Here is a 13404-nt window from a genome sequence, read left to right on the forward strand (position 1 = left end):
ATGCCACGGCATGGGGTCCTGCCCCGGGAGGAGCGCCAGTGTGGGTATCAACCGTGTCGGTACAACGTGCGGCGGTTAAGGAACTTATCGAGTCCATCAGGGTGGCACCCTCCCTACTGGAATGGGCAACAGCACTGCCGAAACATCGAGACCGAGATTCGCGTACATCGCAGCGCCCGCAAGCCGGTCGATCACCGAAGCACGCGCGATCCTATTAACGCCAACCGAAAATAGGGCCAGGAGCACCGACCCCGGAAACTACATCAATGTCGGAAGCTTTCTCTGGGCGACCCGCAGTTGTGCCGCCCGGATATTGTTTCGTATCCGTTGAATGGTTTGTTCTCTGGCGGTCTGGTCTTCATCATCATGCGCGGACATCGGCTCGCCCCTCTCTGGCCTTTGCGTTCATCTTTCCAGAGAGGGCAACAACCGCCAAGGCACCGCGTCCAACAAGGCGCGCGCCGCGCCCAGCACACCGCGTACGGGAAGGGTCTTAGCGCGGCCACTCATTCCGCTATCGGGCCGCCGCACCCCACCGCCAGGGAACTCGGCGTCGGACAGTAAGCCGGAGCCACAGCAGCGCAGTTTCACAGGGTTGGAGCAGCAACTTATAGGGAGTTATAGGAAGTTATAGGGGTTATTGGTTTTTTCCTATAAGCGGCTATGACTTCCTATAACTGGCAGTAGGTACACCGGCGCAACCAGGGCCAAGGGTTCATTGGGCGGGAGGAGCGGGGGATTCAGCCATCGTGACTCAGTTTTAGTGTGGGGGGGGGGTGTGCAGCGGCCGAGCTGGTTCAGCTCAGCGACCACAAGTAGCGGTGAAGTCCAGCACGTCTGTGATTTTGGTAGTCGTTTTCATGGTTTGGCGATTGAGCCACTGGTCATAAAGTCGAAAACTAAGGCCATCGGCGAGGATCTCCACCGTGTATTGACCGCGATTCAGCATTACTGCTCCATTAGTGCCTGCAACGGCTTGATAAACGGGAAGGTGGCGATTGATCATCTGGAACATCAGCAAGTGGGCCATATTGATGGCCCGAGGGTCGGTGCTTGTGCTGTGCCGGGGCAGCCTGATGAGGCCCTCGAAGTACGGCTTGGACCAGCGGTCTGGATCTGGGCCCTCGGCGCCGACGTCCGGGAGATGCGCCAAGGTGGTGCCGAGTGGGAACCACGAGGCTCCGTGCTGGCGCAGCCCATGATCGCTGAGCGAAGCGCGGACGGTGTTCTCCGTGACGCCCGAAAGGATGTCAACGAGACCCATGGTCTCCAGTCGGACGAGTGCTGGGTTGTTGCATGAATTGAAGGTCCACAGAGTATCGCCGAGCCGATAACGGGCGACGAGAACATCGAGGATCAGCTCCTCCGTGGGGGTGAAAGTTATAGACATCTGGCCGGTCATGATCAGAGGTATCCTTTCGTGGGTCAAACTAGGACCACTCTCAACCCCGCTTGCGGGCTGAAAATGGGGCAAAATGCGGTGATTTTTCTTTGCTTGGGAGGGGGGCGGCCGAAAAGTTGCCCACGCACGGCCCACAATTTCACTAGCACCTCATGGCGGTGCCCACGGCTGATGCTGTGGACAAAAGATCATCGACTTGTTCCCGTTTGCATTCGGGCAGGGATTCCGCCAGCTGTCTGCGCAGCAGATCCCGGAGGCCCGGGTTCCGTGTGGTCGAAGTAGCAATCAGTTCGGCCAGTACTTCATCCACCATACCTTTGCTGTCGGCCACGCGGACAAGGGCTCCGTGGCTGCCCGCATATTTGGGAGATGATGACGTTCTGGAGGCGTCGCGGCTTCTTACCGGGACGCTTCAGTTCTGGCGATGGCTTCCTGCCTCAGGCCGGCGGCTTGTGCAGCGGCGCAACAGCGCAGCAGGTCGATCCGGTTCAATTCATAGATCCGATCCAGCCCGTCTTCAATTACTTCCATCGTCGGCTCGTCACCGCTGTCACTGCTGGCCGTACTCACACTGACACCTCCGTCAGCTCACTGGATCCACCAGCTCAGGTCCGTCACCCATCAGAGGATAGACCTCAAGTACTTCGGCCACGGCTTCCGCGCCCTCGCGTGGCTTAATGCGCATGTGGCTGCGCCGCGCCGAGATGGTTGGTCGCCTCCGTAACGGCAGTCGGCCGGATGGCGAAGTGATCAAGCTTTGGCAGGGCATGCCCGATTCGGTGTTCGGCGGCATTGATGGTCCCGGCCACGTCCGACAATGCGGCGTCGGCCACCACGACCGTGGCGGCGCCCTGGAGCCGGTGACCCACCCATCGCAGCTGCACGTTATCCACGGCCAGGACTCCCGGCGTGCCGGCCAGTGCCGCTTCCGCGCGGTCCACGAGCTCGGGTTCGATCCCGTCCATCAGCCGGCGGCCAATGCTTTTGACCGTGCCCCACAGCAGGGCGATGATGGCCGCGGAAATGAGCAGGCCCACGATCGGGTCGGCCAGCGGGAATCCGAGCATGACGCCGCCGGCTCCCAGCACCACGGCCAGCGAGGTGAACCCGTCAATCCGAGCGTGCACGCCGTCGGCCACCAGCGCTGCGGAACCGATCTGCCGGCCCACCCTGATCCGGTAGATGGCCACCGCCTCATTGCCGGCAAAGCCGATCACGCCGGCCGCCAGGACCCACCACAGGTTGTGCAGTGGCTGCGGATGGAAGAGCCGGTCCATGGACTGCCAGGCGGCTACGACGGCGGACAGGGCCACGACGGCGACAATGAACAGGCCCGCGAGGTCCTCGGCCCGACCGTACCCGAAGGTGTATCGGCGGGTGGCCGCCCGTCGGCCCAGGATGAACGCAATCCATAGGGGGACCGCGGTCAGTGCATCGGAAAAATTGTGGATGGTGTCCGCCAGCAGGGCCACGGAGCCGCTGATGAGCACCACCAGGAACTGCAGGACCGTGGTCCCCAGCAAGATGAAGAGGCTGATCTTGAGGGCCCGGACTCCCTGGACGCTGGACTCCAAGGCGTCATCAATGGAGTCTGCAGAGTCATGGGTGTGCGGGACGAACAATTCGAACAGCCACCCCTTGAAACCGGGATGGTGCTTGTGAGAGTGTCCGTCATGGTCATGGTCATGGTCATGGGGGTGATCGTGGCCGCCGTCGTGCGCGTGGTCATATGGGTGGTCGTGGTCGTCATTGTGATGCTGGTGGCCCGCCTGCCCGGTGAGGCTCATACTGTTGCCTGGTCCGCGCGGTGATGTGCGGGCATCCCGCCGAGTGCGTGCTCGGCCTGGTAAATGGCGTCAGCCACCAGTTGGCGTGCGTGTTCGTTCTCCAAGCGGTACATGACCTTGGTCCCGTCTTGGCGGGTGGACACGATGCGGGCCAGGCGCATCTTTGCCAGGTGCTGGGACACGGCGGCAGGGGATTTTTCTACAACCTCGGCCAGCGCGCCGACCGCCATCTCACCCTCGCGCAGGGCCAGGATGATCCGAACGCGTGTGGCATCGGCCAGCATGGCAAAGATCTCTACCGCCAGCTCCACGTATTGGCTGTCCACATCCAATGTGCAAAACTTCTTATCTGCATTCATACGCAGATATTCTCATTAAAGAGTTGCTTTTGTCGCATCCATCCTGAAGATTCCCACCGGCGCTGGCACCGAGCCTCTAAGACGCGCCGTCAAGTGACGGACCAGCCCCAATGTCCATCCGCAGGCTTTTGGCTACAGATAAGCCGGCAGGATCGCGCGCTTGCTCTTCACCGAGCCTCGAAAGGTGGCCTTCTCGGCAGCGGTCTCGGCGCGGGCGTTGAAAGTCGCGAACTTGGTCTTGAGCTCTTTCGAGTAGCTTGGCGTCAGCGACCACCGAGCCGGTTCGAGCCGACGAACCGTTTCGCCGTCGCCCTTGGCTGACTCAAGCACCACCGGCACGCGGGTCGTGGGCTTGATGTTCCACCCTGGTTCGGGCAGGTTCTCTGCTGCCTCTTTGACACCAAACAAGCGCACCAGGTCAGCTGTCGCTCGGGCCACTACGAATCGTCCACACATGATCCCAGCCTGCACGGGCTGGGCGCCGGGGGAAGCCCTCACAGCTGGTCAGTGCAGACACATGTGGCCGACGGAGCGTGGCCACGAAGCCCCATCCAGGTCCTCCTCGGCGGTCAACGGCACCGGCAGAACCTGCGATGCCTGCGCGCCACGAGCCGGCTGGCGGCGAAATTCGATACAGTTTCAGTGTTCGGTTAACGGCCGGTCAACTGTGGACGGGGGAGGTGCCCTGGTGGCACCTCGGGGACAGAGCGATTCTGGACCAATCAACCTGAAGCAGGAGACGACCTGAGGCCAGCCAGACGTGGCGAGCCCTTCGGGGAGCTCTCGGTAGATACCGGGTTGGAACGTCGACCTCCTGCGGTGACAGCTGACATAGCCGATCCGCAGGAGGCCACCTACTGTGGCCGGCTACGCAGGCTGCTATCAACTCGGGCGCCGAGTCCCCGTAGGTCTCGGATAAAACGATCAAATTGCAGAGGCATCTCCGACGATTCAAGCACTTTCAGGCTCCGGCGGTGGCCGCGAGGGCTCGTGATCCGCAACGTTGTCCGCGCAACATTCCATCGAAATTTCCACCCTTGGGGAGCAAGATTGGCTTCCAGCACTTCGAGATTACGCGCGATGCTGGGAGCCCGTTTGACCAGGGACGGCGATGACTTGTCGAGCTGGGAGCCTCCTTTTCGGGCTCCCAATTTCATGATCTGATCATGGATTTTGATCGCCGCGGGACCAAGGGCAGAACTAAGGTCGTTGTCCCTCCGCTGGCCGTCGTATCTCACTTGGGTAATACCCGCGAGATCCGAAGGCAGCTTCAGGGAAATCCCATTCGGTTGGACCATATAAGTGCGGTCCTTCCCCAGGGCCCCAATGAATAGGCCCAGCTCAAAGACGACGTTGTCTCGTGGCGCCTGCGACTGGACGTCTCTGCTATCAACCCTGTCGTCGGGGCCCAGCACTAAGACGGCGAAATCCGTTGTTGATGCCTGCTGAATCAGGCTCTCAAGGACATGAGCGCCGGGCTCAAAAACGCTCTGGGTCCAGACCTTTGATTCGACAAAACCTTGGTCGTCAAGGCGCATCGCCAGCCGATCGGCCACGCGCTTTCCCTCGCTGGACGAGCCAATGAACACTTTCATCACGTCCACGATCTGTCCTGACAACTAGGCGGCCGGATTGAAGGGATGTCTACGCCAGCGTCCCGGAGCCGCTCCAGTACTTCGTGGGCGGCGTGGTCGGTGGCCTCGCCGGCAAGGTCGTGACGAAGAGCGTCGACCACGATTGCTCGCAGGTCGTCATATTCGAGTATCGCTTCGTGAGTGCTTTCAGTCATAAAAGCAGGTTACTGGAGAGCTGATGCGGTTTGAGCCAAGATCGCCAACTTGTGTGCCGTTCCGGAATGATCAACGGACCAGCCCTACCCGTTTCTATAAAGCCGAGCTACCGTTTCCAGCATTACCGGCAGCCATTCGGATGGTCGCACCGGAGCGGGCTCGAACGTATTGAGCTCCTCATTGATGGAGTCGAAAAAATCCTGTCCGGAAGAATAGCCGGCAGGCACCCGGATCAGCCATGTCCATCCCCGGGGCCGTGGTGGTATCCCTGCCTGTGCCAGGTATTCGTCGATGGAATCATCGACGAATACGCGGTCGGCTGGCGAGAACGATTCCTCGGAACTCGCCGGGACTCCAGCCCGTTCCACTATGACCATCACTGTCCGGCCTTCATCAGATACTGGCCGCCGGGCCAGGTTGTCGGCGTCGGCTGCCCAGCCGATCATGGCGCCCCAACCGTTCTCATCCAGCACGGCCCACCGGTCCAAACCCTTTTCAACGACTATTGCGTCAGCCCACATCGTGCCTCCTCTTTCGGTGACTCTACGCGAGGGCGCCCCGTCAGCTGCCGTCAGTGGCCCACTCCCAACCGCTCCAGGCCCACGGACTTGGTTTACGGCCAAGGCGCCACAAAGTCCCCTCGGGGTATGTAGAAACTAATTGAGGTCCTGGGGTCGGCACTGGCACGACTGCTATCCAGCCGAGGTGAAGGCGCGCGCTGCGGCCAGGACGGTGGACCCCACTTCATCTAGTATTCCCTCACGCAGCAGTCGTGCCGGGGCAACGTCATCCAACTGAGGATTCATCCCCTGGAACCATGCCTGCACCACGGAGCGATCGTCACGCTCATCCAGCATCGCCGCAATGTGGTAGGCAGTGCGCAGCCGAAGCATTGTCTCCGCGGAAACCTTCCGCTCACCATCAGCCCACTGCCGTACAGCGCGGGTTTCCTTCACGGAACCCAGATACGCCACGAGCTTCGCACCCAGGATGTCTCTGAGTTCTCGGACGAGATCTGGCGCCGGAAGTCGGAGCGAATTCTGGTAAGCCCGGAGACCTCCACGCGGGGCTGTGATGGCTGTCATAAGTCCATGCTTTCACACGTACGCCGCGTAATCAACAGGCAATATCGCGGGATCAATCACAGGCTAGATCACACCATAAATCACCAATAACGAATGCTACGTCAACCAAGGTTTACGAAAGGACTGGGCCGTAAAAGCCGTCCCGTCTCATCGAAAGTGGACCAATCTCACTACACCTGGACCATTGGCAAGGTCTGTCTCACTACATTGGGTGGGTGGTCGTCGCGCGCTCAATGGGAAGAGGTGCGCGGACCGATTCGTCCCCAATCGCCGAGCCGGTCCAATTAGACCAGTCAGTGGCGACGGGCCCTCCGGAACCGGTCCACGGCGCTCCATCCTGCGAGCATGATGGTGCCGGCAACCAGACACACTGCGATCACCCGCTGCGCATCGAGATCGATGTCGATGAACTCGACAAATGAGGGGTCAAAGAGCCGTCCAGTCACCGTCAGCGCGACGATGAGCACCACCCAGACGGTCGCGATTGCGGTGTTTAGGACGGCTGCGCCGGTCGTCCATCGTCCTCGCGCCCGTACCCGGGCTGTCAAGACGGCACCGGCGACGATCAGGACGATGCCGAGGATCAGGCTCCACGGCCATAGCATCGGGTCCAGCACTGAGAGCCGACCAGCGTCGGGAAGATCCCATGGGATGCTGATGACGATGAGCCCGGCCACAGCGAGAATTGTCGCGACGATGCCTGCCACTCGCTCGGCACGGCCGGAAGGCTTGCCCTCGTTCAGGTCACGGCTCGGGAGCCAGTCGACCGTCCATGGCCCTATCGGCGCATCGGCTCGGTCCAGCCTGACGAATGTGAGCGTGGTGATAGTGAAGATCCACGCTCCCGCAGTGAGAGTGATGCCGACCACCGGGGCGAGGATCCCGCCGAAGGGCCGTCCCTCGACGGCGAAGCCGATCGCCACCCCGAGCGCGACAGCCGGGAGCGAGCTCCAGAGGATGATCCGCATGATTCGCCGCCACGTCGGATACCACCGAGGCCCGAGGAGGTGGAGGGGATGGCCGGAGTATCGGGCGGCGAGAACCGCGGGATCACCGAATTCGTTCAGTACCGCTTTCTCGGCCGCGGCCAGCTCGTCGCCCTGCTCGATGCGATCGTCAATCTGGTCGCGGATCGAGGATCGCAGCTCCGCCGCATAGTCATCGCGCTTGTCGGCCGGCAGTGCTCTCGTCACTGCCTCGACGTAGCGGTCGCTGTACTCATCCTTGGTGATCGGTTCTGAGGTCATCTCGGTTCTCTCTCGGTCAGCTGGCCAGCGCGTCGAGCGCCTGAGTCAGTGCATGCCAATCGGAAGTCAGGATTTCGGCAAGGCGATCTCCGGCCTCGGAGGTGCGGTAGAACTTGCGAGGCCGAACCTCGTTGGTGTTCCACTCGCTTGTCAAATAGCCCTGCTCCTCGAGGCGGCGCAGCAGTGGGTACAACGTGCTCGTATCGGTCTCGAAGCCGCGCGCCTGGAGGTCAGCGAGCAGCCCATAGCCGTATCCGGGTATCCGGAGGAGCTGGAGACACGCAAGCACCACAGTGCCGCGCCGCAGTTCGTGACGGTGCGTCTCAAGTCTCTCTGGCATACCCACATAAACTAGCATAGTGTGTCGGGCACAGTATTACCAGCTGCCTACTAATGTTGATCTCGGGTCTTCATGTATCCGGGCAAGCACATGTCAAACAGCGGCCGGCACTGGACACCTCCCGAGGCTGGCCCCTGGAAGGATGTCATTGCGCCCAGTCCTCCACTGTGATCACCCATCCAATCGTTCGGAACAGGTGGCTCAAATTTCAACCGTCAGAACGGCTTACATTTCAACCGTCACCGACACACATGGACTATTCGCAAGATCTGTCTCATTACAGGTGGACCATTGTGTGAATCTGTCCCACTAAACATTGGCAACCGGAACGTGACTCGATCAGGCTTGGGCGTCTTCATATCTTGTCCCGTATAGGGCCCGCCCCTTCACCTGGCATTTTTGCGGGAGGGGTATACGGGACTCGAGCGGCTGCGGAAACACGGTGATCGTGATCCTGAGGATTTTGGGTGTCGCTTGCTCCGGTAGCGGACCGTCATAGGGGACGGTCCAGAATGGTGCCGACGAGCGCTGTAAATTGTGCAGCCGACTTCGTCCCGGTGGAGGTGGTACTGGCCCCGGACAGCTCGGCCAGTTCGGCGCTGGTATACCGACTGGCGCACCACGGCGGGGATGGAGTCCGGGCTGCCGACCGCGCAGCTTGCAACCTTCATCTCGGGGGCGCATCTTGATCAGGTCAGCCGGACGTGGGCGGGCGATCGATGCCTGTTGCCCAGCCCTGACCCATCGATCACCCCTGCGTAAGCGCCGCCATTGCCCGCGTTTTCGCACTGTCTCGATCCACACCCGCAGCGACCAACGCACGATCCAGGCGGTCGCTGCGGACACTCAGCACCCCGAACAATAGGTGCTTGATCCCGACGTGGTCGGAATGCAGCTCCCGCGCGGTGCGCTGCGCCGCCTTGAGGGCCTCCAGAGACTCGCGGGTGAACGGCAACCCTTCTGAGGTGTCTTGCGGACCAGAGGAGGCGAAACTCATTATCACAACACGTACTTCCTCCGGCCAGACGCCCAGCGCCGTCTCCACCGCGTCCGGAAAAGCGTGCAAAAGCCCCAATAGTAGATGCTCGGGACCGATGTACGAGTCATGCATCATTGCCCTTGACTCTTCCTGAGCCATGACCACCGCCCGCCGAGCATTGTCGGTGTAGTTCCCAAAAATCGTCGGACCCCTCACGCCCTTAAGTGTAGTTTTCGCGGCGCGTCAGCACTACACATGCGCCTTCCGATGCGCGGAAGCGCGGTAGGGCGCACGTCCCGGCACGCGCTGTCGTGAGCGCGGTCCGCCGGTGCGGTAGCTTGCAGGCGCCGCGGGGCAACGACAGCGTGTCCATGAGGTTCCCCTTGAGAGAAACCCGACGCCCTGGGCGCGAATCAAATGGACGGCTTGATTTTGCGACTGGATTCGAGGTTTTGGTCCGACTGTAGTGAGACGAACTTGCTGAGGTTATCTCACTACAGTCGGACCATTCCGCTAGCTCTCGCCCTTTTCATGGTCCACCTTGGATGAGACGGGACATCAGCGTCACCTCCGATGCGAAGAGACCCTCACGTAGTAGCCGTCTGGGTCGACGAGCCGGAAGTCGCGAAGTCCCCACGGCTGGTCATCCAGCGGTTCCACGCTTCCACCGCAACGCTCGGCGTAGGCTGCCGCGGTGGCGTAGGCGAGGTCGACGTCATCGACCTCAACGACTATCTCCAGACCCACGCCACGGGGTCCGGCAAGGCGGCCCGGGCTGAAGTGGTGCCCAGCGGGCAGATTCGCGAGGTGCTGCACGCCGATCTTGACCACCCCAGCGCTGAGTGACACATACCCATCAGGTGACCAAGTTGTGGGCGGTTCCAAGCCGAGCGTCGAGCTGTAGAAGCGAACCGACCTCTCGACGTCCTGGACGAATAACTCGAACCGCAAGCCAACCAGAGTCGATGCGCCTGCGCGCGGTTCATTCACGGGGATACTCACCCAGCCGATGATAGTTGATCGCAGCCGCATCGGGGCCGACTGCTGACAACCACCCCTTCCCCTTCGCAGATGGCCATCTGCCGATCGTGCTGTAGGTCAATCCGATTTTGGAATGGGTGAGCTGTCCCAGTGAACGTTCCCCATACGGAACATTCGTGCGGAGGCGAAACTCATCCGTTGGGGCGGCTATGCCCGTCGTGTCCTGTGACACAATTCGAAAATGCCTCTGATTCAAGTTCTCAACGCCTCGCCAGCATCCACCGACAAAAAGCGACAGCTGTTGGCTGCCCTGACGGCAACTTACGCTGAAGTCATGGAAATTCGGCCGGACACGATCCGGGTTATTCTCCACGAACTGCCCCGTGAGAACTGGTCCGTGGCAGGCATAACACTTGCCGATTCGGGCCAAAACGAATCCATCTAGTGGGGGTCTCCAAAATAGTAGATGTTGTGGGTATCAAACATGGGCCATGTCGAATCACGCCCCCGCATTGGCCCTCACCGACGCCCAGCGCGAGGTCCCGCTGGCGCTGTCCAAGTCGCAGGTTGCCTCGCACACCGGGAGGTGTAGCGGGCGCGGGGGTTGCTGATGGTGTCCGAGGGCCTGGCCAGCGAGTGGAATGCCCGGATGCCGGGCCTGAATCCGGCCACGGCTTGGAGATCCACCTGATCATCGAAAATTACGCCACGCACAAGCATGCCAACGTCAAGGCCTGGCTGGAGAAGCGCACCGAGGTTGTGATCGGAACCCTGCGCATCGACAGCCTGGAACAGGCGTCACTTGCCCTGGCATAGCTACGCCAGTTCGGCGAGCAGGCCGCCACCCAATTGATGGAGAAGTTCCTCATCGTCCAGGTGATCAACCGCGGGCATCGCCGGTCCATGTGCCAGCGGAGCAGATATAACCGGCCAAATGCCTATGGCCGACGCCCCTTTATGAAACGAAATCGACCACAGCCTGTTTGAGACCACCGCGGAAACCCGGCGCTCGTGGAGCGCTTCCTGCATGACAAAATCCTAAGAACAATTCGCACCCCCCAGCAGGTACCCCTTCATTTTTCCATTTATTACCAGAATCCGCAATTTTGGATGGTCAAATTCAGGGAAACGCGTAAGTCATCAGTTATACTCGGCCAGCCCAATGTGGAAAACAGGCAGTCCGGTAGCAACCCAAGCCAGCTTGTAGCAAGCGTCCGCCCGGCAGACGTGCCGGTCGTGCGGCCTTCTCCACTTGAACGTGTTCAGCAGACCCCGCGGGCAGTATGGTTTCGTCAGCGCAGCCGGTCTTGGTAGTTGTTATTGCGCCCACCCCGGAAACGCCTCGTTCATCGCTTCAAGCCGCCACGCTGGCATGGTGCCGCGATTCCGGTTTGAGACCTGCGTCTGCCACCAGATGCCCAGCACATCTTCATGTTTGGATTTGAAGTGGCGCCGGCTGGGCAGGTGATGTTCTGCTTTCTGAAAGTCGACCAGCTCGTCGAGACGCTGCCGCCAGCGCGTGTCGTTGGTAAATTCCAGGTCCGTGGTTATCCAGTCGCCCAGGACATCCATTGCCGCCGCCTGATTCCAGGTCAGGGTGTGGGCCCTGAAGGCGTGGCGTTGCTGGGACAGCCAGGCATGGGCTGAGTGTTCACCCGGCTCCGGGCCTCTCTGGTCGCCTCGCGACACATCGCCCGCGACGAGGAGAACAACCGGTTCTTCAACCTTGCCTGGCCCGGCGCCACCATGCTCGAGATCCTGGACCCCGCCGAGGCCGAGGTGCCCGCCCGCCGCGCCGACACGGTCCTAGTGGCTGCCGGCATAAATGACCTCCTCCACGCCGAAGGACGTGGCGGGGCACAAGTGGGCCAGGATGTCATCACCCGTCTGGAATCCTTCTGCGAAGTGATGGAGCTCCAGGGACGGCGCGTGGTGGTGATGAGCCCGAACTGGGTGGACGCCACCTTGGTCCCTAGAGGGCCAATTTGAACCCCACGTGAGATGGGATAAAGCCGAGGCGTTCATAGAAGCGATGCGCATCTTCTCTGGCTTTGTCGCTGGTCAGCTGGACCAAGGCAGCACCACGCCGACGGCCCTCCTCGACGGCCCACTTCATCATCTCCGAGCCGAGTCCGTTGCCACGCAGCCGCTCATCTACCCGGACGGCCTCCACTGTCAGTCGAGTCGCGCCTGACCGCGCGAGGCCGGGAATGACAGTCAACTGCATGGTTGCCACGACGGCATCCGCCTCATCGAGCACAACTACCAGCAGCTGCGCGGGGTCTGCATCGATCGCCCGGAAGGCATCCAGATACGGAGCGCGATGCTCAGGTGCCGCCGAATTCTCAGCTTGCCGAAGAGGGTCGTTGGCTAAAAGCTCGACAAGTGCGTCGAGGTCTGCTTCAACAGCCCTGCGTAGATTGAACTTCGTTTCTGACAAGGTGAAGGTTTCTAAAGTCATGGATTCATCCTTACATTTCAGCGAATGCATTGCCGGACCAGAGCAGGACGATTCACGAGTCGCTATCTGCTGGGATGGAACGTGACGACTGCTATCGAACAGCGTCCGGTTAGCGGTTCCCTTAGCTGGACTCTGGGCCGGCGTATCTTGCCCTCCCACCCAGAGTTGACGTACCGGACGGGGTGTTCCGGGATTAGTTCTGGTGACGATCGTGGGGAATTTTATTAGGACCGGCAAGAACGAGCGGTAGTTGGATCATGTTTAGGTGACCCGTTTGGGGACACCTAAACATTGGAGTGCCTGGAGCGTCAACGAGCTAGTGTCACTGCGTACGTGTTGTCCACGGCAAGGAAATCAATTATGCCAAAGTCTGCCCCCTAGCCTTCACCTAGGCGAGATACTGGACTTGCGGGAGACTTTGCGGTCGTGGTGCGAGCGGACCTTCCGGGACTTCCTCGACACCTGCGATGTCCTGGCCGACCGCCCGGCCCTGTTCAGCGACGGACTCCATCCCACGTCCGAGGGCCACCGGTTGTTGGCCGAGGCCGTCGGCAACGTCTGATCTGCTCCCTTGGCCGTCCGTGCCCTAAGCAATTTCCGCTACGTCTCATAAGCCGTTCCTCTAACGGACCGGCATACGGGACGTCGCCTCTATTACGGCCTCGTTGTCACCTGTGGCACAATCCTCGCTGTGAACAACATCAATTTGACTGGGCTACTGATATGCCAAGGTGACGATGAGATTGCAGTCGTTACAGAATTCCTACCTCGCCATATTGAATTGACCCGGRCTGAACCTGGTTGCATTTCCTTCGGGGTGAACCAGACTGGCGATCCACGGGTATGGGATGTCGCCGAGTGTTTCCAAGACGCTGACTCCTTCCATCTCCACCAAGCGCGAGTCAAGGCTAGCGAGTGGGGACGCGCGACAGCAGGCATCAAACGACGCTTTTCCGTGACGGGCTTGTAGACC

General features: G+C 60.7%; 21 protein-coding genes. 6 read left to right on the top strand and 15 right to left on the bottom strand.

Annotated elements, in window-relative coordinates; all coding sequences use genetic code 11:
• Nucleotides 1–802: 802 nt before the first annotated feature.
• The 3 genes from AB4Y80_RS03910 to AB4Y80_RS03920 all read right to left on the bottom strand — a co-directional run bounded on the left by AB4Y80_RS03910 (nucleotide 803) and on the right by AB4Y80_RS03920 (nucleotide 2976).
• A complete protein-coding gene (locus tag AB4Y80_RS03910; RefSeq protein ID WP_442212018.1) occupies nucleotides 803–1402 on the bottom strand; it encodes a hypothetical protein in 600 nt (199 codons plus the stop codon).
• Between the two features lie 399 nt (nucleotides 1403–1801).
• Nucleotides 1802–1972, bottom strand: coding sequence for a hypothetical protein (locus AB4Y80_RS03915; RefSeq protein WP_442212019.1), 171 nt, complete (start codon nucleotides 1970–1972; stop codon nucleotides 1802–1804).
• Between the two features lie 104 nt (nucleotides 1973–2076).
• Nucleotides 2077–2976 (bottom strand): cation diffusion facilitator family transporter, encoded by a 900-nt coding sequence (locus tag AB4Y80_RS03920; RefSeq protein WP_442212020.1) that lies wholly within the window; start codon nucleotides 2974–2976, stop codon nucleotides 2077–2079.
• A gap of 75 nt (nucleotides 2977–3051) precedes the next feature.
• Between AB4Y80_RS03920 and AB4Y80_RS03925 the strand changes: the two genes are divergently transcribed.
• Entirely contained in the window at nucleotides 3052–3213 is a 162-nt protein-coding gene (locus AB4Y80_RS03925) for a hypothetical protein (RefSeq protein WP_442212021.1), read from the top strand.
• Here the strand turns inward: AB4Y80_RS03925 and AB4Y80_RS03930 are convergent.
• The 9 genes from AB4Y80_RS03930 to AB4Y80_RS03970 form a co-directional block, all read right to left on the bottom strand.
• Nucleotides 3186–3548, bottom strand: coding sequence for an ArsR/SmtB family transcription factor (locus AB4Y80_RS03930; RefSeq protein ID WP_442212023.1), 363 nt, complete (start codon nucleotides 3546–3548; stop codon nucleotides 3186–3188). The genes AB4Y80_RS03925 and AB4Y80_RS03930 overlap by 28 nt on opposite strands.
• Before the next feature lie 132 nt (nucleotides 3549–3680).
• Nucleotides 3681–4004, bottom strand: a complete 324-nt coding sequence (locus AB4Y80_RS03935) for an SOS response-associated peptidase (protein ID WP_442212025.1) — start codon at nucleotides 4002–4004, stop codon at nucleotides 3681–3683.
• A gap of 398 nt (nucleotides 4005–4402) precedes the next feature.
• Nucleotides 4403–5143: a TIR domain-containing protein gene (locus AB4Y80_RS03940; RefSeq protein WP_442212116.1), complete on the bottom strand. Its 741-nt coding sequence runs from the start codon at nucleotides 5141–5143 to the stop codon at nucleotides 4403–4405.
• 278 nt (nucleotides 5144–5421) lie between these two features.
• Complete coding sequence (locus tag AB4Y80_RS03945; RefSeq protein WP_442212027.1) at nucleotides 5422–5859, bottom strand: DUF5956 family protein; 438 nt, start codon at nucleotides 5857–5859, stop codon at nucleotides 5422–5424.
• A gap of 171 nt (nucleotides 5860–6030) precedes the next feature.
• Nucleotides 6031–6423 carry a hypothetical protein gene (locus AB4Y80_RS03950; RefSeq protein ID WP_442212028.1) on the bottom strand — a complete coding sequence of 131 codons (393 nt, stop codon included), beginning with the start codon at nucleotides 6421–6423 and terminating at the stop codon, nucleotides 6031–6033.
• A 293-nt stretch (nucleotides 6424–6716) separates the two neighbouring features.
• A complete protein-coding gene (locus tag AB4Y80_RS03955) occupies nucleotides 6717–7670 on the bottom strand; it encodes a permease prefix domain 1-containing protein (protein WP_442212029.1) in 954 nt (317 codons plus the stop codon).
• Nucleotides 7671–7686: 16 nt separating this feature from the next.
• Nucleotides 7687–8010 carry a PadR family transcriptional regulator gene (locus AB4Y80_RS03960; RefSeq protein WP_442212030.1) on the bottom strand — a complete coding sequence of 108 codons (324 nt, stop codon included), beginning with the start codon at nucleotides 8008–8010 and terminating at the stop codon, nucleotides 7687–7689.
• 748 nt (nucleotides 8011–8758) lie between these two features.
• On the bottom strand, nucleotides 8759–9148 hold the full coding sequence (locus tag AB4Y80_RS03965) for a Clp protease N-terminal domain-containing protein (protein WP_442212031.1): 390 nt from the start codon (nucleotides 9146–9148) through the stop codon (nucleotides 8759–8761).
• A 405-nt stretch (nucleotides 9149–9553) separates the two neighbouring features.
• Nucleotides 9554–10021 carry a VOC family protein gene (locus AB4Y80_RS03970; RefSeq protein WP_442212033.1) on the bottom strand — a complete coding sequence of 156 codons (468 nt, stop codon included), beginning with the start codon at nucleotides 10019–10021 and terminating at the stop codon, nucleotides 9554–9556.
• 190 nt (nucleotides 10022–10211) lie between these two features.
• Between AB4Y80_RS03970 and AB4Y80_RS03975 the strand changes: the two genes are divergently transcribed.
• Both AB4Y80_RS03975 and AB4Y80_RS03980 read left to right on the top strand, forming a co-directional pair.
• Nucleotides 10212–10415, top strand: coding sequence for a tautomerase family protein (locus AB4Y80_RS03975; RefSeq protein ID WP_442212034.1), 204 nt, complete (start codon nucleotides 10212–10214; stop codon nucleotides 10413–10415).
• A gap of 191 nt (nucleotides 10416–10606) precedes the next feature.
• Nucleotides 10607–10786, top strand: coding sequence for a hypothetical protein (locus tag AB4Y80_RS03980; protein WP_442212035.1), 180 nt, complete (start codon nucleotides 10607–10609; stop codon nucleotides 10784–10786).
• Here the strand turns inward: AB4Y80_RS03980 and AB4Y80_RS03985 are convergent, their stop codons facing one another.
• Nucleotides 10787–10999: a hypothetical protein gene (locus AB4Y80_RS03985; RefSeq protein ID WP_442212036.1), complete on the bottom strand. Its 213-nt coding sequence runs from the start codon at nucleotides 10997–10999 to the stop codon at nucleotides 10787–10789. It abuts the gene before it with no gap.
• Between the two features lie 288 nt (nucleotides 11000–11287).
• Complete coding sequence (locus tag AB4Y80_RS03990) at nucleotides 11288–11542, bottom strand: Helicase associated domain protein (RefSeq protein WP_442212037.1); 255 nt, start codon at nucleotides 11540–11542, stop codon at nucleotides 11288–11290.
• 75 nt (nucleotides 11543–11617) lie between these two features.
• On the opposite strand from AB4Y80_RS03990, the gene AB4Y80_RS03995 reads away from it, so the two are divergent.
• The gene (locus AB4Y80_RS03995; RefSeq protein WP_442212038.1) at nucleotides 11618–11959 is read left to right on the top strand and encodes a hypothetical protein; all 342 of its coding nucleotides are present in this window, start codon (nucleotides 11618–11620) and stop codon (nucleotides 11957–11959) included.
• On the opposite strand, the gene AB4Y80_RS04000 is transcribed toward AB4Y80_RS03995, so the two are convergent.
• The gene (locus AB4Y80_RS04000) at nucleotides 11943–12431 is read right to left on the bottom strand and encodes a GNAT family N-acetyltransferase (protein ID WP_442212039.1); all 489 of its coding nucleotides are present in this window, start codon (nucleotides 12429–12431) and stop codon (nucleotides 11943–11945) included. The two genes, AB4Y80_RS03995 and AB4Y80_RS04000, sit on opposite strands and share 17 nt — an antisense overlap.
• Nucleotides 12432–12837: 406 nt before the next feature.
• Here AB4Y80_RS04000 and AB4Y80_RS04005 point away from each other — a divergent pair, with 406 nt between their 5' ends.
• Complete coding sequence (locus AB4Y80_RS04005; RefSeq protein WP_442212040.1) at nucleotides 12838–12993, top strand: hypothetical protein; 156 nt, start codon at nucleotides 12838–12840, stop codon at nucleotides 12991–12993.
• A 129-nt stretch (nucleotides 12994–13122) separates the two neighbouring features.
• The gene (locus tag AB4Y80_RS04010; RefSeq protein WP_442212042.1) at nucleotides 13123–13401 is read left to right on the top strand and encodes a putative quinol monooxygenase; all 279 of its coding nucleotides are present in this window, start codon (nucleotides 13123–13125) and stop codon (nucleotides 13399–13401) included.
• The last annotated feature ends 3 nt before the right edge of the window (nucleotides 13402–13404 follow it).

Source organism: Specibacter sp. RAF43 (genome assembly GCF_052114065.1).
Lineage (GTDB): Bacteria > Actinomycetota > Actinomycetes > Actinomycetales > Micrococcaceae > Specibacter.

What these genes read in the sequence shown, in the direction of transcription:
- AB4Y80_RS03910 (WP_442212018.1), bottom strand. Translation starts at nt 1,402, where the DNA reads ATGACCGGCCAGATGTCTATAACTTTCACCCCCACGGAGGAGCTGATC.
- AB4Y80_RS03925 (WP_442212021.1), top strand. Translation starts at nt 3,052, where the DNA reads ATGGTGCTTGTGAGAGTGTCCGTCATGGTCATGGTCATGGTCATGGGG.
- AB4Y80_RS03930 (WP_442212023.1), bottom strand. Translation starts at nt 3,548, where the DNA reads ATGAATGCAGATAAGAAGTTTTGCACATTGGATGTGGACAGCCAATAC.
- AB4Y80_RS03935 (WP_442212025.1), bottom strand. Translation starts at nt 4,004, where the DNA reads ATGTGTGGACGATTCGTAGTGGCCCGAGCGACAGCTGACCTGGTGCGC.
- AB4Y80_RS03940 (WP_442212116.1), bottom strand. Translation starts at nt 5,143, where the DNA reads ATGAAAGTGTTCATTGGCTCGTCCAGCGAGGGAAAGCGCGTGGCCGAT.
- AB4Y80_RS03945 (WP_442212027.1), bottom strand. Translation starts at nt 5,859, where the DNA reads ATGTGGGCTGACGCAATAGTCGTTGAAAAGGGTTTGGACCGGTGGGCC.
- AB4Y80_RS03950 (WP_442212028.1), bottom strand. Translation starts at nt 6,423, where the DNA reads ATGACAGCCATCACAGCCCCGCGTGGAGGTCTCCGGGCTTACCAGAAT.
- AB4Y80_RS03955 (WP_442212029.1), bottom strand. Translation starts at nt 7,670, where the DNA reads ATGACCTCAGAACCGATCACCAAGGATGAGTACAGCGACCGCTACGTC.
- AB4Y80_RS03960 (WP_442212030.1), bottom strand. Translation starts at nt 8,010, where the DNA reads ATGCCAGAGAGACTTGAGACGCACCGTCACGAACTGCGGCGCGGCACT.
- AB4Y80_RS03965 (WP_442212031.1), bottom strand. Translation starts at nt 9,148, where the DNA reads ATGGCTCAGGAAGAGTCAAGGGCAATGATGCATGACTCGTACATCGGT.
- AB4Y80_RS03970 (WP_442212033.1), bottom strand. Translation starts at nt 10,021, where the DNA reads ATGCGGCTGCGATCAACTATCATCGGCTGGGTGAGTATCCCCGTGAAT.
- AB4Y80_RS03975 (WP_442212034.1), top strand. Translation starts at nt 10,212, where the DNA reads ATGCCTCTGATTCAAGTTCTCAACGCCTCGCCAGCATCCACCGACAAA.
- AB4Y80_RS03985 (WP_442212036.1), bottom strand. Translation starts at nt 10,999, where the DNA reads ATGCAGGAAGCGCTCCACGAGCGCCGGGTTTCCGCGGTGGTCTCAAAC.
- AB4Y80_RS03990 (WP_442212037.1), bottom strand. Translation starts at nt 11,542, where the DNA reads ATGGATGTCCTGGGCGACTGGATAACCACGGACCTGGAATTTACCAAC.
- AB4Y80_RS04000 (WP_442212039.1), bottom strand. Translation starts at nt 12,431, where the DNA reads ATGACTTTAGAAACCTTCACCTTGTCAGAAACGAAGTTCAATCTACGC.